The 21,655-nt window shown below is 74.5% G+C and carries 14 protein-coding genes, 4 tRNA genes and 1 riboswitch; of the genes, 12 read left to right on the forward strand and 6 right to left on the reverse strand.

Annotated elements, in window-relative coordinates:
• Window positions 1–81 precede the first annotated feature (81 nt).
• The 3 genes from ACFVSN_RS16295 to ACFVSN_RS16305 all read right to left on the reverse strand — a co-directional run bounded on the left by ACFVSN_RS16295 (window position 82) and on the right by ACFVSN_RS16305 (window position 3,301).
• A complete protein-coding gene (locus ACFVSN_RS16295) occupies window positions 82–498 on the reverse strand; it encodes an ATP-binding protein (protein ID WP_380442790.1) in 417 nt (138 codons plus the stop codon).
• A gap of 447 nt (window positions 499–945) precedes the next feature.
• Window positions 946–1,770 (reverse strand): glycerophosphodiester phosphodiesterase family protein, encoded by an 825-nt coding sequence (locus tag ACFVSN_RS16300; RefSeq protein WP_380497685.1) that lies wholly within the window; start codon window positions 1,768–1,770, stop codon window positions 946–948.
• A gap of 79 nt (window positions 1,771–1,849) precedes the next feature.
• Complete coding sequence (locus ACFVSN_RS16305; RefSeq protein ID WP_380442794.1) at window positions 1,850–3,301, reverse strand: purine-cytosine permease family protein; 1,452 nt, start codon at window positions 3,299–3,301, stop codon at window positions 1,850–1,852.
• Window positions 3,294–3,441, reverse strand: a riboswitch (TPP riboswitch). Its footprint overlaps the gene before it by 8 nt.
• A 233-nt stretch (window positions 3,442–3,674) precedes the next feature.
• Between ACFVSN_RS16305 and ACFVSN_RS16310 the strand changes: the two genes are divergently transcribed.
• The 6 genes from ACFVSN_RS16310 to ACFVSN_RS16335 all read left to right on the forward strand — a co-directional run bounded on the left by ACFVSN_RS16310 (window position 3,675) and on the right by ACFVSN_RS16335 (window position 10,235).
• Complete coding sequence (locus ACFVSN_RS16310) at window positions 3,675–5,564, forward strand: S1C family serine protease (RefSeq protein WP_387955519.1); 1,890 nt, start codon at window positions 3,675–3,677, stop codon at window positions 5,562–5,564.
• A 61-nt stretch (window positions 5,565–5,625) separates the two neighbouring features.
• A tRNA-Ser gene (locus tag ACFVSN_RS16315) sits at window positions 5,626–5,713 on the forward strand.
• 120 nt (window positions 5,714–5,833) lie between these two features.
• Window positions 5,834–6,661: a MerR family transcriptional regulator gene (locus tag ACFVSN_RS16320; RefSeq protein WP_380442798.1), complete on the forward strand. Its 828-nt coding sequence runs from the start codon at window positions 5,834–5,836 to the stop codon at window positions 6,659–6,661.
• Between the two features lie 273 nt (window positions 6,662–6,934).
• Window positions 6,935–8,299 carry an FAD-binding oxidoreductase gene (locus ACFVSN_RS16325; RefSeq protein ID WP_387955521.1) on the forward strand — a complete coding sequence of 455 codons (1,365 nt, stop codon included), beginning with the start codon at window positions 6,935–6,937 and terminating at the stop codon, window positions 8,297–8,299.
• 422 nt (window positions 8,300–8,721) lie between these two features.
• Entirely contained in the window at window positions 8,722–9,051 is a 330-nt protein-coding gene (locus ACFVSN_RS16330) for a hypothetical protein (RefSeq protein WP_380442802.1), read from the forward strand.
• Between the two features lie 377 nt (window positions 9,052–9,428).
• On the forward strand, window positions 9,429–10,235 hold the full coding sequence (locus ACFVSN_RS16335; protein ID WP_387955523.1) for a pyridoxal 5'-phosphate synthase: 807 nt from the start codon (window positions 9,429–9,431) through the stop codon (window positions 10,233–10,235).
• 15 nt (window positions 10,236–10,250) lie between these two features.
• On the opposite strand, the gene ACFVSN_RS16340 is transcribed toward ACFVSN_RS16335, so the two are convergent.
• On the reverse strand, window positions 10,251–11,318 hold the full coding sequence (locus tag ACFVSN_RS16340) for a DMT family transporter (RefSeq protein WP_380442806.1): 1,068 nt from the start codon (window positions 11,316–11,318) through the stop codon (window positions 10,251–10,253).
• 152 nt (window positions 11,319–11,470) lie between these two features.
• On the opposite strand from ACFVSN_RS16340, the gene ACFVSN_RS16345 reads away from it, so the two are divergent.
• Window positions 11,471–12,343, forward strand: coding sequence for a DUF1906 domain-containing protein (locus ACFVSN_RS16345; protein ID WP_387955525.1), 873 nt, complete (start codon window positions 11,471–11,473; stop codon window positions 12,341–12,343).
• Between the two features lie 30 nt (window positions 12,344–12,373).
• Here the strand turns inward: ACFVSN_RS16345 and ACFVSN_RS16350 are convergent, their stop codons facing one another.
• Window positions 12,374–12,565, reverse strand: coding sequence for a hypothetical protein (locus ACFVSN_RS16350; RefSeq protein WP_380442810.1), 192 nt, complete (start codon window positions 12,563–12,565; stop codon window positions 12,374–12,376).
• Window positions 12,566–12,749: 184 nt separating this feature from the next.
• Here ACFVSN_RS16350 and ACFVSN_RS16355 point away from each other — a divergent pair, with 184 nt between their 5' ends.
• Entirely contained in the window at window positions 12,750–14,411 is a 1,662-nt protein-coding gene (locus ACFVSN_RS16355) for a long-chain fatty acid--CoA ligase (protein ID WP_380442813.1), read from the forward strand.
• Window positions 14,412–14,468: 57 nt separating this feature from the next.
• Here ACFVSN_RS16355 and ACFVSN_RS16360 read toward each other — a convergent pair whose 3' ends face one another.
• Entirely contained in the window at window positions 14,469–17,831 is a 3,363-nt protein-coding gene (locus tag ACFVSN_RS16360) for a PAS domain-containing protein (RefSeq protein WP_387955527.1), read from the reverse strand.
• Between the two features lie 177 nt (window positions 17,832–18,008).
• Here ACFVSN_RS16360 and ACFVSN_RS16365 point away from each other — a divergent pair.
• The 4 genes from ACFVSN_RS16365 (at window position 18,009) to ACFVSN_RS16380 (ending at window position 21,448) form a co-directional block, all read left to right on the forward strand.
• Window positions 18,009–18,102: transfer RNA gene (locus ACFVSN_RS16365), tRNA-Ser, on the forward strand.
• 169 nt (window positions 18,103–18,271) lie between these two features.
• Window positions 18,272–18,347 (forward strand) — tRNA-Arg (locus ACFVSN_RS16370).
• 31 nt (window positions 18,348–18,378) lie between these two features.
• A tRNA-Arg gene (locus tag ACFVSN_RS16375) sits at window positions 18,379–18,454 on the forward strand.
• A gap of 228 nt (window positions 18,455–18,682) precedes the next feature.
• Complete coding sequence (locus tag ACFVSN_RS16380; protein ID WP_387955529.1) at window positions 18,683–21,448, forward strand: Ig-like domain-containing protein; 2,766 nt, start codon at window positions 18,683–18,685, stop codon at window positions 21,446–21,448.
• The last annotated feature ends 207 nt before the right edge of the window (window positions 21,449–21,655 follow it).

Consider the following 21,655-nt stretch of genomic DNA (forward strand, 5'->3'; position numbering starts at 1 on the left):
ACTGACGTTCTCCCGGCGCGCGGGCACGCGCCGGGGCGGGAGCGCTGCGGCGGGGGCGCCCGGGGCCTGCGGGCGGGGCGCTCAGGCGCTGCGGGCGTCACCGCCGGTGCGCCTGGCGTGCCGCGCGCGGGCGGGCAGCGCGGCCCAGACCGTCACCTCGCCGGGTGCGTCGCGCACGCCCCAGTCGCTCGCGAGCTGGTCGACGATGCCCAGGCCGCGGCCGCCGCGCGAGGTCAGCGAGGGGCTGCCGGGCTCGGGCCGCGTCGGTGCGCCGCCGTCGGTGACCTCCACCGTCAGCACGCCGTCCGCGTGCATCTGCCAGCGGACGAGCACGCCGCCGTCGTCGCCGGGCTGTTCCGCGTCCCGGCCGGCCGGCGCACCGGCGTGCGGCCCGGACGGGACGCCGACCAGTACCTGGTCGACGACCTCGGCCAGGGTGCCGCGCCCGAGCGCGGGCAGCGGGCCGAGCGGCCGGGCGTACCGGCACGCATTGCTCAACAGCTCGGAAAGGATCAGTACGGCATCATCGATGACCGGTTCCGGTATCTGCCGATCACCCAGATCTCGACGCAGTCGGCGCCGTGCGACCCCGACACTCGCTGGGCCGTGCGGCACTGCCATGGTCGATGAAGTCGGCACTTCACGCGCCACCATCAACGCCACCCCCGGACCTCCTTCAGCGTATGCCGAGGGATGGATGCCCCTTGGTAATGCGTCGGAAACGACCGCGCGACGATCCCGCGAGCCCATTTCGAGCAGCGCGACCGAGGGTGGGCGGGAGGTCATTCCCCGCTCACCCTCCGTCGCGCCGGCGCACGATTTCCGGCAAGAAACGTGCGCGGAAGGTTTGAATGCCGACCGGATCGGTCGGGTTCGGCGATCAGGTTCCGACAGAGCGGTCGGCACCCACCGGGATCCGTGGGGCCTGTGGGCCCTCCGGGGCCCTCAGCGGCCGAGCTGCGCCAGCACCTGCGCGGGCTTGTTGGTGATGATCGCCGACACCCCGAGCTCCAGGCACAGGTCCACGTCGGCCGGCTCGTCGACCGTCCACACGTGCACCTCGTGGCCCAGCTCGCGCAGCCGCGGCACCAGGTCGGGCTTGGCCCGCACCAGGTCGATGCCGGGCCCGGCGATCCGCGCCCCGCCGGGCAGCGGCCGGCCCTCCCGCAGCCGGCCGAGCAGCGGCAGCATCCGCTCGATCAGGAACACCCGAGGGTAGTCCGGCGCGGCGGCGGCCACCCGGTCCAGCGCGATCGACGAGAAGCTCATGATCCGGGCGGACGGGCGGTCGCCCTCGCGGGTGCCGGAGATCTTGAACCGTTCGAGCATCCGGAGCAGCTCGGCCTCGACCCGGCCGCGGAAGCGCACCGGGTGCTTGGTCTCGATCGCCAGGTCCACCGGCCGTCCGCAGTCCACGACCAGCTCCAGCAGCCGCTCCAGGGTCAGCACGCCGCGCAGCTCGGGGTCGGTGCTGGGCCGGCCGGTCTTCCAGGCGCCGAAGTCGTAGTCCTGCAGCTCGGCGAGCGTCATCGCCGAGACGGTGCCGCGGCCGTTGGAGACCCGGCCGATGCGGCGGTCGTGCACGCAGACCAGCTCGCCGTCGGCGGTCACCCGGACGTCGCACTCGACGGCGTCCGCGCCCTCCTCGAGGGCCCGCCGGTAGGCGGCCAGGGTGTGCTCGGGCAGGGCGTCCGAGGAGCCGCGGTGGGCGACTACCTGGACGGACGGCGCGGTGCGCGGGGCCGTCGAAGACAGATCTGGGCTGGTCACGCCGTCAACGATAGGCGGAGCAGGTGACGCGGAGGCGAAGACGGTCCCAACCCGAGGGGCCGTCCTCGCCTCCGCTCCCTCAGTGCTGCGGGGTGCGCCGGCTCAGCGGGGTGAGCGCCCAGGTGACCAGCGCGGGCACCGCGAAGGCGAACAGCGAGGCCGACGTCCACTCCTGCGGGGTGAAGTGCAGCGCCCCCTGGGCCGAGGTCCAGAAGTCGGTCCACCAGCCGGCTACCGGGGTCGGCGCGATGAACTGGTAGACCGCGAAGCCGAGCACCCACGGCAGCAGCATCAGCCAGCGCGAGGGCGCCTCGGCGGTGAGGTTCCAGCCGTTGCGGCCGGCGCCGAAGAAGTAGTCCACCGCCAGCACGGCCAGCAGCGGCACGAAGACCGAGCCGATCAGGCCGAGGAAGTTGGTGTACGTGTCGGTGAACTTGTCGATCCGCAGCGCCAGCACGGTGGTCAGCAGGCCGATCGCGCCGGACAGCACCCGGCGGTCCGCCCGCGGCAGCAGGTTCTGCACCGACATCGCGGTCGAGTACACGTTGGCGAAGGACTGGTCCGTCTCGCGCAGCACCAGCACCAGCAGGAACAGCCAGCCCGCCCAGACGCCGAGGAAGGAGTCGAAGATCTTGTTCGGGTCGCCGTCGGACTGCAGCAGCGCCATCAGGCCCAGCGCGTAGCACCACACCTGGGCGACGGTGTAGCCGGAGAAGCTGCCCCAGAACGCCGAGCGCGGCGTGCGCGAGTGCCGCGTGTAGTCGGCGGCGAGCGGGACGAAGGAGATCGACACCGCGATCATCGCGTCGGTGGCGCCCAGGAAGCCGTGCCAGTTGCCCTTGCCCGGGTCGGGCACGCCGTGCCGGCCCAGCTGGACGGTCAGGTAGACCATCGCGACGGCGACGGCGCCCGCCACGAAGCGCCGCAGCACCCGGATCGAGCCGAGCGGCCAGATCGTCAGCACGGTGGTCAGCCCGCCCGCGAGCAGGACGAACAGCCACCGGTAGCCGTCCGTGTGGGCGACCGTCTGCGCGCCCGCCGCGATCGTCAGGAGCTCGAACACGCCCCAGCCGATGCACTGGACGATGTTCAGCACCGTCGGGACGTACGAGAGCCGGGTGCCGAACAGCCCGCGCAGGTTCGCCATCGCCGGCGCGCCGGTGCGGGCGCCGATCAGCGCGGCCACGCCGAGCATCGCGGTGCCCACCGCGGTGCCGGCCACGATCGCGGTGCCCGCGGCGGCCAGCGACAGCTCGCTGCCCGGGGCGCCGAGCACGGTGGCGGCGGTGGAGAAGCCGATCAGGCTGACGCCGAGGTTCATCCACAGCGCGAAGTGGTCGCGGAAACGCAGCGTGCGCGGCGGCTCGGCGTCGAGGACGAGCGGTGCCTCGGCCTTCTCCGGCCGGTCCAGCAGCGCGGTCGCGGCGGCGGTCCCGCCGGATCCGGGCCCGTCATGACCGGTCGTGGACGATTCGGAGAAACCCTTGGACTCGGGCGCGCCCGAAGAAGAGGATGGCGAAGCAGGCGGCATGGCCGATACTCCCTACGCCGGCATTACCCGGACAGGTTCCGGCGGTCAGCGCCCCCTCGACGGTCCGCCCGGGATCCCGTGGCGTACGGTCGACCAGCGCACTCTCAGCCTGGAAGGTCCAAGCTCCCGCGTGTCAGTTTGGAGCGACAGGCTAACCGGCACCGGGGCGAACGCCCAAGGCCAGGGGGCGTGCCGTCCGCATCGCGGGACGTTCGGCGGGGGTGGGGGAGCCGCCGCCGGGAACGTGTCGTCGAGCGGAGGCGTCGGTCCCGCCTAAGGATTCTTATGAGTTCTTCAGAGGGGTCCTTACGGCAATCGAATCGGCAGTGCGAAAAACTATGGTCCTTGGTTCTGTCAGCTATGGAGGTCGTCCGTGAGCACCGAGCGCGAGGTTGGGCCCACCGGGCCGCAGGGGGAGCAGCCCTCGGGCACCGAGGCCGCGGCAGCGGCCGCGGCTCCGGACGGGCACAAGCCCACCATGGCCTTCGGCAGGATCCCCGAGCCCGAGGCCCCGGCGGACGCCGCGCCGGCCGACGGCGGGCACAAGCCGACCATGGCCTTCGGCCGGGTGCCCGAGCCCGAGGCCCCGGCGGACGCCGCGCCGGCCGACGGCGGGCACAAGCCCACCATGGCCTTCACCAAGGTCCCCGCCCCGGAGGCGGCGCCCGTCGCCCCCGCTGCGCCCGAGGCGGCCCCCGCCGCGCCCGCCGAGGCGCCGGTCGCGCCGGTCGCCGAGAGCGGCTACATCGACGCCCCGCCGCCGGTCCTGCCGCCCGCCCCGGCCGCGCCCGTCGCCCCGGCCGCGGTACCGGCCGCGCCCGTTGCCCCGGCTGCGCCCGCCGCGCCCGTCGGCGAGGCCGCCCCGGTCCTGCCGCCGGTCGCCAACCCGTACGCGACGCCGACCCACGGCGTCCCCGCCGCCGGCGCCCACGACCCGTACGCCGCCCCCGGCGCCCAGCACCCGTTCGGCGCCGGCCGCCCGCTCGGCGGCTGGGGCGCGGGGCACGACACCACCGCCGCGCACGGCATGCCCGGCTACCCGGGCGCCCCCGGTGCGCCCGGCGGTCCCGCGGGCCCGCTCGGCTACCCGGCGGACTACCCCGGCGGCCCGGCCGGCCCCGGCGGTCCCCGCAAGAAGCGCGGCGGCCTGGTCGCCCTGATCGCCGCCGTCGCCCTCGTGGCGGGCATCGCCGGCGGTGCCGTCGGCGTGGCGGTCTCGGGCAACGGCAACTCCGTCGCCTCCGCGGACGACCACCGCAGCACCACCATCCAGGCCAGCAACACCCAGAAGAACGAGCCCGCCCCCGGCTCGATCGCCGCCATCGCGCAGAAGGCGCTGCCGAGCGTCGTCACCATCAAGGCGCAGAACAGCAGCGAGTCGGGCACCGGCACCGGCTTCGTCTTCGACACCGAGGGCCACATCCTCACCAACAACCACGTGGTGGCGCCCGCCGTCACCGGCGGCGGCGGGAAACTGACCGTCAAGTTCGCCGACGGCTCCTCCTACAGCGCCTCCGTGCTCGGCCGCGCCGAGGGCTACGACGTGGCCGTCGTCAAGATCGACAACCCGCCGAAGGAGAAGCTGAGCCCGCTCACGCTGGCCGACTCCGACAAGGTCAACGTCGGCGACGCCACCATCGCGATCGGCGCGCCGTACGGCCTGGAGTCGACCGTCACCAGCGGCATCATCAGCGCCAAGGACCGCCCGGTCGCCTCCGGCGACGAGACCGGCGCCCAGGCCTCCTACATGAACGCCCTGCAGACCGACGCCTCGATCAACCCCGGCAACTCCGGCGGCCCGCTGCTCGACTCCAGCGGCGCCGTGGTCGGCATCAACTCGGCGATCCAGTCCAACGCCTCCGCCAACGGGCGGGCCGGCAGCATCGGCCTCGGCTTCGCCATCCCGATCAACCAGGCCAAGTGGGTCGCCGACACCCTGATCAAGACCGGCAAGCCGGTCTACGCCCAGCTCCAGGTGCTGCGCAACGACGACTACAAGGGCGACGGGGCGCAGATCCAGACCCGCGACATCCAGGGCCAGCCCGCCGTCACCCCCGGCGGCGCCGCCGACAAGGCCGGCCTCAAGCCCGGCGACGTCATCACCAAGCTCAACGGTGCCCCGATCGAGAACGGCCCGGCCCTGGTCAGCCGGATCTGGACGCACAAGCCCGGCGAGACCGTCGACGTCGAGTACCAGCGCAACGGCCAGACCATGACCACCAAGGTCACCCTCGGCTCGCGGGAGGGCGACACCCCGAGCTGACCCGGCACCCGGAAACCGTGTGCACCGAACCCCGCCGGACCCGTTAGGCTGACCTCCGCCTGGAGAGCTGCCCGAGCGGCCTAAGGGAACAGTCTTGAAAACTGTCGTGGCGTGACCCGTCACCGTGGGTTCGAATCCCACGCTCTCCGCCGGTAGGGGAAAACACCTGCTCAGGGCGGGTGCCGACATCGAGTCGGCACCCGCCTTCGCGTTTTGCGGGCAGCGGGGCTTGACCCTGACACCGTGGGAGGCCGTGCACTGGGAGCACCATGTTGAACATCGGAGACTTCGCCAGGCACGGCCGGGTGTCGGTGCGGATGCTGCGCCATTACGACGCCATCGGACTGCTGCACCCCGCCCGGGTGGACCCGGTCAGCGGCTACCGCTTCTACCAGGCGGCCCAACTCGCCCGGCTCAACCGGGTGATCGCGCTCAAGGAGCTGGGCTTCACGCTCCAGCAGGTGCGGGCCGTCCTGGACGAGGAGGTGGACGCGGCCGAACTGCGCGGGATGCTGCGGCTGCGGCGCGCCGAACTGGCCGAGGCGATCGCGGCGGACACGCGGCGACTGGCCCGGGTGCGGGCGAGGCTCCGGACGATCGAGAGCGAGGGGACCATGTCCACGCACGATGTCGTGGTGAAGCCGGTGCCGTCCGTCCGGGCGGCCGAACTGAGCGCGGTGGCGGCGAGCTACCAGCCGGAGGACATCGGACCGGTGATCGGCCCGCTGTTCGCCGAGCTGTGCCGCCGGCTGGCGGCGGCGGGGGTGGCCGAGACCGGCCCGGCCGTGGCCCGGTACGAGGAGGCCCCGGAGGGCGGCGGGGCGGTGCTGGTCCGCGCCGCGGTCCCGGTCGGGCCGGGGGTGCGGGCGGGGGAGCACGACTTCGACGTGGTCGACCTGCCCGCGCTCGACCACGCGGCGACGGTCGTCCACCGCGGGTCGATGGACGACGCGGTGGGCGCCTTCCAGGAGCTGGCCCACTTCATCGAGGCCAACGGCTACCGCTCCACCGGCTACGCCCGCGAGCTCTACCTGGAGTGCCCGGACGACCCGGCCCACTGGGTGACCGAACTCCAGGAACCCGTCGAGCCGCAGTAACCCGCGACGCAGGCCCCGCCGGCCCCACCCGCCGGGGCCTGCACGGCCCTCCGCCCTGTCTTCCTCCGTTGGCCCTCCGGCAGAGCCGTTCCCCCATCCCCTGCCCCGCAGGGCCCACTTGCCGGGGCGCCTGTACGGCCCTCCGCCTCCTTCCCCCGTCCGCTCCCCGGCGGAGCCGTTCCCCCACCTCCTGCCCCGCAGGGCCCACTTGCCGGGGCTTCGCCCGGCGGGCAGAGTGCGGGGGACGACTGCGGGCGGTGAGCGGAGGCGGCGATGGGTGATCTGACGGATCGGCTGGCGCAGGGGCTCCCGCCCGGGGCGGTCGTCGTGGACGAGGACGTCCTGGACGCCTACCGCCACGACATGGCGGGGTTCTGCGCCGCCGGAACGCCCGCCGTCGTCGTGTTCCCGGAGACCGTCGAGCAGGTGCAGCACGTCCTGCGGACCGCCACCGACCTCCGCGTCCCGGTGGTGCCGCAGGGCGCGCGGACCGGGCTCTCCGGTGCCGCGAACGCCGTCGACGGCTGCGTCCTGCTGTCCCTGGTGAAGCTGAACCGCATCCTGGAGATCGACCCGGTGAACCGGATCGCGGTCGTCGAGCCGGGCGTGGTCAACGCCGAACTCTCGCGCGCCGTGGCCGACTTGGGTCTGTCCTACCCGCCGGACCCGTCCAGCTGGGAGTCCTGCACGATCGGCGGCAACATCGGCACCGGCGCCGGCGGCCTGTGCTGCGTGAAGTACGGCGTCACCAGCGAGTACGTGCTCGGGCTGGACGTCGTGCTCGCGGACGGGCGCCTGTTGTCCACCGGCCGCCGGACGGCCAAGGGCGTGGCCGGGTACGACCTGACCCGGCTGCTGGTCGGTTCGGAGGGCACGCTGGGCGTGGTGGTCCGGGCGGTGCTGTCGCTGCGGCCCGCCCCGCCGCCGCAGCTGGCACTGGCGGCGGAGTTCCCGAGCGCGGACGCCGCCGGGGCCGCGGTCTGCGCGGTGATGGCGGGCGGTCTGACCCCGTCGCTGATGGAGCTGATGGACGCGGTCAGCGTGCGGGCGGTCAACGAGATGGGGCGGATGGGCCTGCCGGCGTCCACCCAGGCGCTGCTGCTGGTGGCCTTCGACGGGCCGGACCGGGCCGCCGAGCTGGCGCGGGTGGCCGAGCTGTGCCGGTCGGCGGGGGCGACGGAGGTCGTGCCGGCCGAGGACGAGGCGGAGTCCGAGCTGCTGCTGGCGGCCCGGCGGCTGGCGCTCCCGGCCCTGGACCGGCTGGGGACCACGATGATCGACGACGTGGCGGTGCCGCGTTCGCGGCTGGCCGAGATGCTGAACGGTGTCGCGGCGATCGCCGAGCGGCACGCGCTGACCATCGGCGTGGTGAGCCACGCGGGGGACGGCAACACCCATCCGATCGTCATCTTCGACGCCTCGGACGAGGAGGAGGCGGCACGGGCGCAGCGCTCCTTCGACGAGATCATGGCGCTCGGTCTGGAGCTGGGCGGCACGATCACCGGCGAGCACGGGGTCGGGCTGCTCAAGCGGGACTGGCTGGCGCGCGAGCTGGGGCCGGTGGCGCTGGACCTGCAGCGGCAGCTGAAGGCGGTCTTCGATCCGCTGGGAATCCTCAATCCGGGCAAGATGGTCTGATCTTCCGACGGTCGCAGCATCATTCCTGAATGATGGTCTTCATAAGTCGCCGATTGTCGACATGGTCGGGTCGTCGAACTTTTCGGGGGCGTGTCTTCACTTGCTGTGCGCCCAGGGTGGTGCGGTGATTTTTCCGTGCGCTCCTTCGCGCCGCCTCGCGCGGGGTCGGGTAGGGCTTCGCAGGGCGTCCGTTCGGATGAAATCCCAGCTCAGGACAGGTGTGTCGAAGCGCTGTCCCGCTGTCGTGCCGTTATGCGGGGCCTTGGTGGATATCACGCTAACGGGCGAAAACTGCTCCGTCAGGTGGTGCTTTGTCGATTTGTTGCGGAAGTCTGTCTCTCGGCGTCGCAGCCCGCAGGTGTTCGTCTGGCCGGCGAACTCCCGCACACATTGCACGATTTACCGTTTTCTTGGAGGTTCTCATGGTTCGCATCCACACCCGTCGGGTGGCCGGTTTCCTGGTCGCCGCTCCGCTCGCGGCCGGTCTGCTGCTCGCTGGTGCCGGTGCTGCGGCGGCCGACAACGGTGCGATGGCGGGCGCCGGTTCCAACGCCGGCGTCGTCTCCAACACCGGCACCGGGAACGTCTTCGGCGGTGTCGACGGCAACTACGTCTCCACCCAGCAGACCGCCACGGGTTCCGGCGCCTCGAACCAGAACAACACCCTCGCCGCGAAGGACAACGCGGGCACCATCCTGGCCGACCAGTCCAATAAGAACGTCAACATCGTCTTCGCTCCGATCCTCCACTGATCCGGGCGCACTCCACCGTCGGCGGGGGCGCCGGAGGTGGGTGGCCGCGGGTGAGCTGAGCACCCGCGGCGGGGCTCGGAACGGTCGCGATCGATGCGACGAGCGCATGACCGGCCAGCGGAAAGGGTCGCCGCGAACCGGCCTCGTGGGCGGTGCCGTCACCGGCACCGCCCACGCGTGCGTCCGGGGCCGGGGCCGCCCGAACGGCTCCGGGGACCGCCGCCGTCAACTGTCCGGGTGCGTACAGCCAGGGCCCGCGCCCGGAGTCGTCCGACGGCGGCGGTACGGTTGCGCCCGACAGCACACCGCGCGCGCCCGGGTCCAGGAAGGCCCGGCCGGCCGCGGCGGCGGACGCGGCGACCGGAAGGAAGGGCGCGATGGCAGCGGAGGAGGAGGGCCTGACCGGCCCGGGCGAGGCCGGGTCCGCACCCGGCCCGGACCCGAGGTCCGAGTCGCGGCCCGAGTCGCGGGACGAGCACCGCGATGAGCACCGGGACGAGCCCCGGCCGGAGCCGAGGTCCGTGCCCGAGCTGCTGCTCGGCCGTCCGCCGATGGCCCGGCCGCTGCCGACCTTCGACGCCGAGGCCGCGCCCGCCGAGCCCGGCCCGCTGTTCGCGGACTGGCTCACCACCGCCCTGGACGCCGGCGTGCTCGACCCGCAGGTGGTCACCCTCTCCACGGTCGACGCCGACGGCCTGCCGGACGCCCGGGTGCTGGTGCTGCGCGACGTCGACGCGAGCGGCACCGGCTGGGTGTTCTCGGCCGCCGCCGACAGCCCGAAGGGCCGTCAGCTCGCCGACCACCCGGCCGCCGCGCTGACCGTCTACTGGCCGCAGCTGGGCCGGCAGGTCCGGGTCCGCGGCACCGTCGAGCGGGCCGCCGACCTGGTGGCGGCCGCCGAGTTCGCCACCCGCTCCCCGGCCGCCCGGGTGGGCGCGCTGGTCGGGCGCCAGAGCGAGCCGCTGGCCTCGCTGGAGGAGTACGACGAGGCCGTCGCGGTCGCCCGGCGCCGCCTGGAGGCCACGCCGGACGCCGTCGCGGCCGGCCACGCCGTCTACACGCTCTGGGCGCACGAGGTCGAGTACTGGCAGGGTGACGCCGAGCGCCGCCACATCCGCGTCCGCTACACCCGCACCGGCCCGGTGCGCACCCCCGAGTGGTCCCGCACGCTGCTCTGGCCCTGAGACCTCCTCAGGAGTTCACCTGCGCCCGGTCAGCGTCGCGCCGACGCTGGCCGCCACCACGCAGCCGATCCCGGCCAGCTGGGGCACGCCCAGTAGCTGGCCCAGCACCACCAGGCCGACCAGCGCGCTGACCGCCGGCTCCAGGCTGACCAGCACGCTGAACACCCGCTGCGGCATCCGCCGCAGCGCGGTCATCTCCAGCGCGTAGGGGATCACCGGCAGCAGGAGCGACACTCCGGCGACCGAGGCGAGCAGCACCACCGGCGAGGCGTCCGGCGCGGTCAGCCCGTGCCACGCCTCGCCGAGGCCGAACGGCGCCAGCGTGATCGCGCCGACCGTCATCGACACGGCGAGGCCCTGGAAGCCCTGGAACGCGGCGCCGACCTTGTCGGTGAACAGGATGTACAGCGCGTAGCAGGCGGCCGCGCCGAACGCGAAGAGCAGGCCGACCGGGTCCAGCGAGCCGCCGCCGTCGCCCTCGCCGAGCAGGGTCAGCAGGGCGACTCCGGCCGCCGCGAGCAGCGCCCACAGCAGGTGGCTCGCTCGCCGGGCGAAGACCAGGGCGACCGCGAGCGGGCCGAGGAACTCGATGGTCGCCGCGGTGCCCATCGGCAGCCGGTCGACCGCCCCGGCGAACAGGAAGGTCATCCCGGCCGAGGCCATCCCGAGCAGGGCCGCCGCGGCGAGGTCGCGCGGGCGCTTGTCGCGCAGCTTCGGCCGGGTGACGGCGAGCAGGATGACCGCCGCGAAGCCGAGCCGGAGGAAGGTCGTGCCGCTGACCCCGAGCGGGCCGAAGAGCGGCTTGGAGAGCGCGATCCCGGTCTGCACGAGGAACATCGCGGTCAGACACAGAAGCGGCGCCGGGATGCTCTCCGGGCGCCGCAGGAACTTGGGGAGCCGGCCGGTGGGCCGGCCGGGCCGGAGATCGGGTGGTGCCGCGGGGCCGGGCGCCTCGCCTCGTCGCCAGCTGCCGCGCTCGCCGGCGGGCTCGCCCTTGGGGGCGGGCGGCATGGCAAGGGCCTCGGCGACGGCCGTGGTGGCCGGCGTCGGGGCGGCGGTTTCGCCGGGCATGGAGGTGGGCATGGTGACGAGTTTGCCGTAAGGAGTGCAGAACGGGCAAGCTCGTTACAAAATTCGGGACGGAAGCGGACGGGTGCGCCCGAAAGGGTGGGCGCGGGCGGGCCGCGCGGCGTGGTTGACGCGTTCATCCGATGGTCCGTCAGTATCACGGATTGATGCGCTATCTCCGCCCCACGGCCCTCGTCGCCGCCGCCCTCGTGCTCCTGCTGGCCATCGACGGAACCGGCGCGAGCGCCGAGGCCACCGCCCCGGCCGCCGTCGCCCTCCCCACCATCCGACCGCTCGCGCTGCCCGACCGCGCGGGCCCGCCCAAACCCCGGGGCGCCTTCAGCGGCCTCGCCTTCGACGTCTGCACCGCGCCCCCGCTGTCCACCATGCAGGCGTGGTGGGACAACTCCTCGTACAGCGCGATCGGCATCTACACCAGCGGGTCCCAGCGCGCCTGCTCCCAGCCCCGGCTGACCGCCGACTGGGTCAGCCAGGCCCGGGGGATGGGCTGGCGGTTCCTGCCGGTGCACGCCGGGTCCCAGGCGCCGTGCCTCGACCCCGCGCGCAAGCCGCTGCGGATCGACCCGTCGCACGCGGCCGACCAGGGCCGCTCCGAGGCCGACGAGGCGGTCGGCGGGCTGCAGGCGCTCGGCTTCGGCCCGGGCAACCCGGTCTACATGGACATGGAGGCGTACCCGAGGAACGACTCCGCCTGCGCCCAGGCCGTCGTCGACTTCGCCCTCGGCTGGACCCAGCGGCTGCACGAGCTCGGCTACACCTCCGGGTTCTACTCCAGCTTCAGCTCCGGCATCGCCGACCTGTCCGCCGCGGCCTGGGCCCACAGCTCCCCGCTGCCGGACGCCGTTTGGTACGCCAAGTGGGACGGCCACGCCGACACCAACGCGCCCGCCCCGCTCGGCAATGACCTGTGGGTCTACCACCAGCGGGCCCACCAGTACCAGGGCAACGTCAAGGACACCCACGGCGGCGTCACCCTCACCGTCGACCGCGACTACGTCGACGGTCCCGCGGCCGGCTGAGCGGGCGGCCGAGCGGGCGGCCGGGGCCCGTCAGCCGCCGAACGGCAGCCAGCCCCGGCCGAGGCAGTCCCCGCAGGTCTCGGTGATGTACCCGGTCCCCGTCCGGTCGGCCCGCACGCCCAGCCGCGCCCGCGTCCGCACCCCGCCCGAGCAGTTCGGGCACGGCACCCGGAACCGCACCGGCTCCCATCCCACCTGCGGGCCGTCCTGGCTCTCGTCCATGGCGTCCAGTATCACGTGCGGCCGGCGCGCCCTGCGGTCCCGTGCCCGGTCCGTGATCCGTGCAACGGGGTCGGGATGCTGACAGCGGCCGGACGGAACGGCACAATCGGGCACGTCCGCGCCCATTACCGCCCGGTAGGTGCCGCAGGCGCACCCGCCGGTGCCGCCAGGTCAAGGAGGACCCGTGTTCAGCACGATGCAGGACGTACCGCTCACCGTCGCGAGGATCCTGGAGCACGGGTCCACGATCCACGCCCGGTCGACCGTCACCACGTGGGACGGCACCGGACCGGTCGTCCGGACGTACGCCGAGGTCGGGGCGCGGGCCGCCCGGCTCGCCCACGCGCTGCGCGACGAACTCGGGGTCACCGGCGACGACCGCGTCGGCACGCTGATGTGGAACAACGCCGAGCACCTGGAGGCCTACCTCGCCGTCCCCGCCATGGGGGCCGTGCTGCACACGCTGAACCTGCGCCTGCCCGCCGGACAACTGTCGTTCATCGTCAACCACGCCGCCGACCGCGTGGTCATCGTCAACGGCACCGTCCTTCCGCTGCTCGCCGCCGTCCTGCCGGAGCTCGCCCCGACGCTCAAGCACATCGTGGTGAGCGGCCCCGGCGACCGCTCGGTGCTGGCCGGCTTCGCCGGCACCGTCCACGACTACGAGGACCTGATCGCCGACCGGCCCACCGCGTACCCGTGGAGCACCGAGATCGACGAGCGGCAGGCCGCCGTGCTCTGCTACACCTCCGGCACCACCGGCGACCCGAAGGGCGTGCTCTACAGCCACCGCTCGGTCTACCTGCACTGCCTCCAGGTGAACACCGGCGACAACTTCGCCTTCACCCCGCGCGACACCGCGCTGCCGGTCGTCCCGATGTTCCACGTCAACGCGTGGGGCATCCCGCACGCCGCCTTCATGTCCGGTGCCAACCTGCTCATGCCGGATCGTTTCCTCCAGCCCAAGCCGATGGCCGAGATGATCGCCGCCGTCCGACCCACCGTCAGCGCCGCCGTCCCCACCATCTGGAGCGGCCTGCTGGACGAGCTCGACGCCGGCGACTACGACACCTCCAGCCTGCGCATGGTGGTCATCGGCGGCAGCGCCTGCCCGCCGTCACTGATGAAGGGCTTCGAGGAGCGCCACGGCATCAGCGTCATCCACGCCTGGGGCATGACCGAGACCTCGCCGCTCGGCTCCTTCGCCCAGCCGCCCGGCGGCCTCACCCCCGAGGAGGAGTGGCCCTACCGGATCACCCAGGGCATCTTCCCGGCCTCCGTCGAGGCCCGGCTGATCGGCCCGGGCGGCGAGCGGATGCCCCACGACGGCGTCGCGGCGGGCGAGTTGGAGGTGCGCGGCCCCTGGATCGCCGGCGCGTACTACGGCGGCGCCGGACAGGACCCGCTCCGCCCGGACGACAAGTTCTCCGAGGACGGCTGGCTGCGCACCGGCGACGTCGGCACCATCACCGCCGACGGCTACCTGACCCTCACCGACCGAGCCAAGGACGTCATCAAGTCCGGCGGCGAGTGGATCTCCTCGGTCGACCTGGAGAACCAGCTGATGGCCCACCCCGAGGTGGCCGAGGCCGCCGTGGTCGCCGTCCCGGACGAGAAGTGGGGCGAGCGCCCGCTGGCCACCGTCGTGCTGCGCCCGGGCGCGACGGCCGGGCTGCCCGAACTGCGGGCCTTCCTGGCCGGGCGGATCGCCTCCTGGCAGCTGCCGGAGCGCTGGTCGATCGTCGAGTCGGTGCCGAAGACCTCGGTCGGCAAGTTCGACAAGAAGGTGATCCGGGCCAGCTACGCGGCGGACGAACTGGACGTCACGGTGCTCGGCAAGGAGTGACCGCGGTACGACGGAGGGCCGGCCACCCCGAGCGGGGTGGCCGGCCCTCCGTCGTGCTCAGCCCGCGGCGGCGACGCCGGCCTCGCCCATCGCGCCGATCCGCCCGAGCAGGTCGACGATCCGCGACTGGACGTCCGCGCTGGTCGAGCGCTCGGCGAGGAACAGCACCGTCTCGCCGGTGCGCAGCCGGGGCAGCTCGCGCGGGTCGAGGTCGACCGAGGTGTAGACCACCAGCGGGGTCCGGTGCAGCCGGTCGTTGGCGCGCAGCCAGTCCAGCAGGCCGACCCGGCGGCGGCGGATCTGGAGCAGGTCCATCACCACCAGGTTGGGCTGCACGCTGCTGGCCCGGGAGACGGCGTCGTTCTCGTCCGTCGCGTGCTCGACGTGCATGCCGCGCCGCTCCAGGCTGTTGATCATCGCCGAGGCGATGTCCGGGTCGCTCTCGACCAGCAGGACGCGCGGGGCGTGGTGCTCGCCGTCGCGCGGCGCGAGGGCGCGCAGCAGCACGGCCGGGTCGGCGCCGTACGCGGCGTCCCGGGTGGCCTGGCCGAGGCCGGCGGTGACGAGCACCGGCACCCGGCTGTTGAGCGCCGCGGTGCGCAGCGACTGCAGGGCGGTGCGGGTGATCGGGCCGGTCAGCGGGTCGACGAAGAGCGCGGCGGGGAAGCCGGCGACCTGGGCGTCGACCTCCTCGCGGGAGCGGACGATCACCGGGCGGTAGCCGCGCTCCTGGAGGGCCTGCCTGGTGGCCGGGTCGGGCTCGGGCCACACCAGCAGCCGGCGCGTGCCCTGCTCCTCGCCGGCGGGCTTGTCCAGGTTCACGCTGCCGCCCGCGGGCAGTTCGGCGATCGCGGCGCGCGGGGCGGTGCGGGCCTCGGCCGGGACGGCCGGTACCGGCGGGGGGCCGAGCGGGCGCGGCGGGGCGAGCTCGCCGAGGCCGGTGCCGACCGGTCTCGGGGCGGAGTCCGCAGGGCTCTCCGCGGCCGGCAGGGCCGGGCGGGCGGGCTCCAGCGCGGTGGAGGGCGAAGGCGCGGCGGGCGTCTCCGGCGCGGGGCCGGGCGGTACGGCCAGGCGCCGGCGGCGGCCGGTCGGCGCGGCGGCCGGCTCGGGCAGGGCGGGCGCAGGACCGGCCGGGAGGGCGTGCTCCAGGCCGGGGTAGACGGGGCTCTCGGGCAGGCCGGGCAGGGCGAGACCGCCGGAGGAGTCCTCGGCGGCCTCCCGGGCACGGCGGCGGCGGGGCTTGGTCCCGTCGGTCGGGGTGCCCTCGGCCGGGGTCCCGGTGGCCGGCGCGTCGCCGGTGCCGGGGCCGAGCGCGAGCGGGCCGCGCGCGGCGGGGCGCTCCGGCCGGTGCTCGCCCTCGACCGGGACGGCGTAGGCCGGGCCGGACCGGCCGTCGTCCTTGCCCCACGGGTCGGGCTGCGCGCCGTCCGGCTCCGGCGGGGTCCGGCGGCCGTAGGCGGCGTCGTTGCCGGTGCCGTTCCACTGCTCGGGCACGGCCCGCTCGATCCGCGCCGGGGCGTTCGGCCACTGGTCGGCGGGGGCCTGGCCGTCCATGGCCTGGCCGTCCACGGGCTGGGGGGCGGCGGGCGGCGGGGTCTCGGTGGCGGGCCGGCCGCGGCGTCCGCGCCGTTCGGGGGCGGGTTCCTCGGCGGGCGCGCGGTCCGCCTCGGCGTCCGCGGGGCGCTCGGCGGGCCGGTCGTCCTCGGAGCGGCGGGCCGCGGGCAGCTGGGGGATGCCCGGCAGGTCGGGCAGGACGGCGCTGTCGCCCTCCTTGGGCCGGTCGGAGCGGCCCTCGGCGGCGGCGCGTTCGGCGGCGGCCTTCGCGGCGACCAGGTCCAGCGGCAGCTCGACGACGTACGTGGTGCCGGCCTTGCCGGGCAGCTCGTGCGGCTGGAGCACGCCACCGTGGCGCTCGACCACCGCCCGGGCTATCGGCAGGTGGACGGGGCTGCCGCCGCGTCCGGGGCCGCGGATCTCGACCCGGGCGACGTCGCCGCGCTGGGCCGCCGCGAGGACGACCAGCGGCGGCTCGCCGGCGGACGGGGGGGCCGCCGGGCCGCCGGGGGCGGCCAGGCCGGGGGAGGGGGTGGTCGGGGCGTCCAGCGAGAGCCCGACGCCGCTGACGTCGGCGACCAGGTGGGCGACGGCCTGCGCGAGGCGCCGCTCGTCGGCGATCACCTCGACGCCGGCGGCGTGCACCGAGAAGCGCACCCGGCCCGCGCCGACCAGCTCGCCGGCGTCCTCGACGGCCCGCCGGACGATCTTGTCCAGCGCTACCGGCACCCGCCGCTCGGCGCCCTTGCCCTCGCCCTTGCCGTCCTTCGCGTCCTTGCCGTCGGGCTGGGCGGCCTCGCCGGCCTCGGAGCGCTGGTGCGCGAGCACGCCGTCGATCAGCCGGCCGAAGCGGCGGCACTCGTCGGCGAGGCGGCGCAGCGTCCAGTTGGCCTCCGGCCACAACTGCCCGGCGGGGTCGGCGGCGAGCGCGTCCAGGCGCTGGTTGAGCGCGGTCAGCGCGCCGCCGAGCTCGCTTTCCAGGACGGCGGTGAGGTGCTCGTTGCGGGCGACCAGGGCGAGTTCGCGGCTGCGGTCGGTGAAGGTCATCACCGCGCCGACCAGCTGGTCGCCGTCCCGCACGGGGGCGGTGGTGAGGTCGACGGTGACGGGGCGGCCGTCCTTGCGCCACAGCACGGTGCCGCGCACCCGGTGCTTGCGCCCGGAGGTCAGGGTGTCCATCAGCGCGGACTCCTCCAGCTCCAGCGGACTGCCGTCGGCCCGGGAGTGCTGGATCAGCGGGTGCAGCTCGCGCCCGCCGAGCTCGCTCGCGCGGTACTCCAGGATGTGCGCGGCGGCCGGGTTGACCAGCACGCAGCGCCCTTCGAGGTCGACGCCGAGCACGCCCTCGGCCGCGGCCCGCAGGATCATCTCGGTCTGCTTGTGCTGGCGGCGCAGCTCCGCCTCGACGCCGAGCCGGCTGGAGAGGTCCCGGACCAGCAGCAGGAGCAGGTCGCTCGCGGACGGCGAGCGGGAGCCGTCACGGTAGGGGTCGTACGGGACGAGCGGGGAGAGCGCGTAGCCGCGGCCCTCGCCGGCGCCGTCGTCGGCGAAGTCGTTGCCGGAGACCTCGACGGGGAGGGTGGTGCCGTCGGTGCGGTGGGCGGTCATCCGGACCGGGCGGTCGAGGGTGTCGGCCTCGCGCGGGGCCGGGCGCATCGAGCCGGGGATCCGGCTGGGATCGAACTCGGGCAGCAGGCCCAGCACGCCCATGCCGACGAGCGAGGTGCCCGGGGCCTGGAGCAGCTGGACGGCCGCGGCGTTGGCATCCACGACGGTGCCGTTGCTGTTCACCAGCAACAACGCGTCGGGCAGGGCGTCGAGTATGGCGGCGAGGCGAGCAGCGCCTCGGATCGGCCTGCTGCTCACGTCGACAGGTCTCCTCGGCTTGGGGCAGCTCCTCCGGAGTCGGCAGTATCTCATTCTTCTTTGCGGTGGGGACGACCCGGCTAGTAACGTTGGCGGTGGTTGGTGCCGAGCCCCACGGGTGTGGCATCATCACAGGCACACGGAGCGCGTCCGCCAAGCGGGTGCGGTCCTTGTGGAGGAGGCTTCGCCTAGTCCGGTCTATGGCGCCGCACTGCTAATGCGGTTTCGGGGTTATTCCTGATCGAGGGTTCAAATCCCTCAGCCTCCGCCAGCCGAAGGGCCCCGCCGACGATCTCGTCGGCGGGGCCCTTTGCATGTCCGGGCATGTCCGGGCACGTCCAGGCGGGGGCGGGCGGGGCCGGAGCAATCGATTTCGTCCTGCGTCGCAGGTCATGTAATGTTGTTCCCGCAACGCCACGGAGACACGTTCACCGGGGCGAGCGCTCATAGCTCAACGGATAGAGCACTTGACTACGGATCAAGAGGTTGCAGGTTCGAATCCTGCTGAGCGCACCAACCTCCGCAAGATCGGGTTCGCCCGGTCCTTGCGCTCATAGCTCAACGGATAGAGCACTTGACTACGGATCAAGAGGTTGCAGGTTCGAATCCTGCTGAGCGCACCAGCAAGAAGCCCCCGGCCGTCGGCCGGGGGCTTCTTTCGTATCCGTAGGGGATGAATCGGCCCGGTTCGGGTACATCCCGTCCTGCCGCCCGGACGACCTCCAAACGGGTGGGACACGGCCCGAAGCCCAGGTGTCGCAGTATGACCGGCTCGGCATCGTGATTCCGTTTTGTCACATCTTGTGCCCAGACTGCCCGCCACCCGGCAGCCGACCGCGAAGGAGAGCCGGATGCGCCGACAGTTCCCCCGCACGGCCGCCGCCCTGGCCGCCTTCGCGGCAGGGCTCCTCATCGTCTCGAACCAGCCCTCGGCGGCCCAGCAGTCCCCCGACACCTGGAGCGCCGAGCAGCGCGCGGTCCTGCCCTCCGGCCTCTCCGTCCGGTTCGACCTCGCCACCTCGCCGGGCTTCGACGCGACCGCCGAACCGGGCGAGCTGGCCGACCGCGCCGGCGGGGGGCGCGCGGCCGGGCTGTACGCGGACGGAACGCGCCCGGGCGACCCGGCCCAGACGTTCCGGATCCACGACGCGCGGCCGCAGGCCGACGGCTCCTGGCGCACGGTCGGCACCCTCCGGCTCACCTTCTCGCGCTCCGTGCGCAACCCCCGGCTGCACGCGAGCGGGCTGGCCGCCCTCGCGACCGGCAAGTCCGGGAGCGCCACCACCGCCGCCCGGCTCACCCTCACCGGCGGCAGCCCGAGCGCCCCGGCGCTGGTCAACCGCACCGACTGGCCCGGCTGGACGGTCGACGCCAACACCCTCGCGCCGGCCGGCTCCGACGGCAGCACCGACGGCTCGGGCGGCGCGGCCGCCGAGGGCAGCCTGGAGCTCGCCGGCACGTTCCGCTCCGCCGTCTTCCGGGTCGAGCAGCGCAGCACCGCCCGGGCCGGCAGCACCACCGCCCCGCCCGTCCTGCGCCAGGCGTACACCGTCACGGTCGACGAGGACCTCGGCACCGCCCCCCAGGCCTACGGCAACGCCTCGCACGTGGTCTCCGACCTCTTCCTCGGCGCGGACGCCGACCCGTCGGCGCGCCGCGACACACGGACCGCCGTCGCGGTGCGGGGCACGACCGACCGGCACAACGTCTGGGCCAACCCGGTGCCGCCCAAGCTCCAGCCCGGCCGCGGCGAGTACCGGGGCGCCGACCCGTCCCTCGGCTTCCCGGCCGAGGCCGCGATCGGCCGCTACTACCGGCTCACCGTCCCGGTGGCCGTCGGCGACCAGCCGGCGACCCTGGCCGGCTGGATCGACTGGGACCACAGCGGGCGCTTCGACCCGGCCCACCGGGTGCAGGCCGAGGTCCAGCCCGGTACGGGCACCGCGACCCTGGAGTGGACCGTTCCCTCCGGCGCCGCGAGCGGCGAGACCTGGGCCCGGCTGCGGATCGCCCGGGACCCGGCCCAGCTGATCGCCTCCGGCGGCTTCGCCGACTCCGGGGAGGTCTCCGACCAGCGGATCAAACTGACCGTCGGGGCCGCCCGGCCCGAGATCGCCGAACCGGTGGACGGCACCGCGACCGCCGACGTCCGGCCGCGGATCCGCGGTGAGGGCGCCGTCGCCGGGGCCTCGGTCGAGGTCCGCGAGGGGGACGCGGTGCTCTGCCGGGCGCGCGTCGAGCGCGGCGGCGACTGGAACTGCCGCCCCGGCGACGCGCTCGCCGCGGGCCGGCACAGCCTCACCCCGGTCGAGACCACCAGCGGCGGCGTGGTGCTGCGCGGCGAGCCCGTGCGGCTCACCGTCAAGACCGCCCCGCCCGCCGCGCCCGTGCTCACCCTCCCCGAGTACACCAACGACCCCGGGCTCCAGCTCACCGGCACCGGCGAGGCGGGCGACACCGTCTCGGTCGGCGACCAGCCGGCCGGGGTGCGCGGCGGGTCCGCCGGGGACCTGTGCAGCACCACGGTGCGCACCGACGGCGAGTGGTCCTGCCTGCCGGTGGAGAACCTGGCGGACGGGCGGCACCAGCTGACCCCCGTCGCCGTGGACGCGGCCGGCAACCGGATGGCGGGCAAGGCCGTGGCGCTCGTCGTCACCACCGTCCCGCCGGACAAGCCGGTGCTCACCGCGCCGGCCGCCGGCGAGACCGTCCGCACGGCGCGGCCCAGGCTCGCCGGACGGGCCGGGACGGGCACGCGGGTGCTCGTCACCGCCCAGGCGGGCGGGGCCGCCTCGGACGGGCGGGTGGTCCTGTGCGGGGCGGCGGCGGCCGTCGACGGGAGCTGGACCTGCACCGCCAACCGGGACCTGACGAACGGTGAGCAGGCGTTGACCGTCACGGCGACGGACCTGGCGGGGAACGCGGCGGCCGGGGATCCGGTGCGGGTCCGCGTCGCGGCGGCGCCGGCTCCGGCGGCCGGTCCGGTGGCGCCCGGCCCCGTTCCGCCGAGTGCCGCGGTGCCGAGTCCGGTCGGGCCGTCGCCCTCGGCGTCGCCCGGCGCGGTCAGGCCGAGTCCGAGTGCGGCGGGCTCACCGAAGCCGTCCGTTTCGGCCTCGGCCTCGGCCTCGGCTTCGGCTTCGGCTTCGGCGTCCAGGCCTGCGGTGTCGGCGGTTCCGTCGCCCTCGTCGAGCCCGTCGGCGACCGCCGAGGAGGTGTTCGTACCGGCGCCCGCCGGTTTGCTGCCGGTCTTCGTCCCGGTGGTCGCTCCGCCGTTCGTGCCCGCCTCCGACGTCTCCGTCCCGCCGTCCTCGACGGCCGTCCCGTCGCCTTCCGCTGTTCCGTCACCATCCGCAGCCGCGGAGGCCGGGCCGAGCCGGGCCGTCACCGCCGCGCCGCTCCCGGCGGACGCCGCGCAGGCGCCCGCCGGGAGTGCCCGGCCGCTGCCGGCACCGCCCGCCGCTTCATCCGAGGGGGCGGACGGCTCCCAGGCGGCGGCCCACGAGGCCGGGCCCGCCCGGTGGCGCACCGGGCTGGCCGGCGGCCTCCTGCTGCTCGCCGCGATCGGGCTGATCACCCGCCGGGTGTTTGCCCGCGGACCGGGTGCCCGACGGCGCTGACCTGCGCCGGAACGTCCGAGACCACACCAACGGCCACTTGACATCTCCCCGACCGATCGATCATGTGTCTGTGCGTCAGGTCGACTTCGGACGATTCGTCAGGAAATGTCGACACACGACGGATCAAATGTCGCATTTGATGACGTATGAACTTAGCCTGACTCTGGCACTGCCCGTCAGATCCGGGCCGCCCGTTGCGCGACACAC

It is taken from the genome of Kitasatospora sp. NPDC057904 (assembly GCF_042887925.1).
Classification (GTDB): Bacteria; Actinomycetota; Actinomycetes; order Streptomycetales; family Streptomycetaceae; genus Kitasatospora.

Bases quoted from the DNA above. Each gene is read 5' to 3' on its own strand.
- ACFVSN_RS16305 (WP_380442794.1), bottom strand. From the start codon at position 3,301: ATGCCGCCTGCTTCGCCATCCTCTTCTTCGGGCGCGCCCGAGTCCAAG.
- ACFVSN_RS16320 (WP_380442798.1), top strand. From the start codon at position 5,834: ATGTTGAACATCGGAGACTTCGCCAGGCACGGCCGGGTGTCGGTGCGG.
- ACFVSN_RS16325 (WP_387955521.1), top strand. From the start codon at position 6,935: ATGGGTGATCTGACGGATCGGCTGGCGCAGGGGCTCCCGCCCGGGGCG.
- ACFVSN_RS16330 (WP_380442802.1), top strand. From the start codon at position 8,722: ATGGTTCGCATCCACACCCGTCGGGTGGCCGGTTTCCTGGTCGCCGCT.
- ACFVSN_RS16335 (WP_387955523.1), top strand. From the start codon at position 9,429: ATGGCAGCGGAGGAGGAGGGCCTGACCGGCCCGGGCGAGGCCGGGTCC.
- ACFVSN_RS16340 (WP_380442806.1), bottom strand. From the start codon at position 11,318: ATGCCCACCTCCATGCCCGGCGAAACCGCCGCCCCGACGCCGGCCACC.
- ACFVSN_RS16345 (WP_387955525.1), top strand. From the start codon at position 11,471: ATGCGCTATCTCCGCCCCACGGCCCTCGTCGCCGCCGCCCTCGTGCTC.
- ACFVSN_RS16350 (WP_380442810.1), bottom strand. From the start codon at position 12,565: ATGGACGAGAGCCAGGACGGCCCGCAGGTGGGATGGGAGCCGGTGCGG.
- ACFVSN_RS16380 (WP_387955529.1), top strand. From the start codon at position 18,683: ATGCGCCGACAGTTCCCCCGCACGGCCGCCGCCCTGGCCGCCTTCGCG.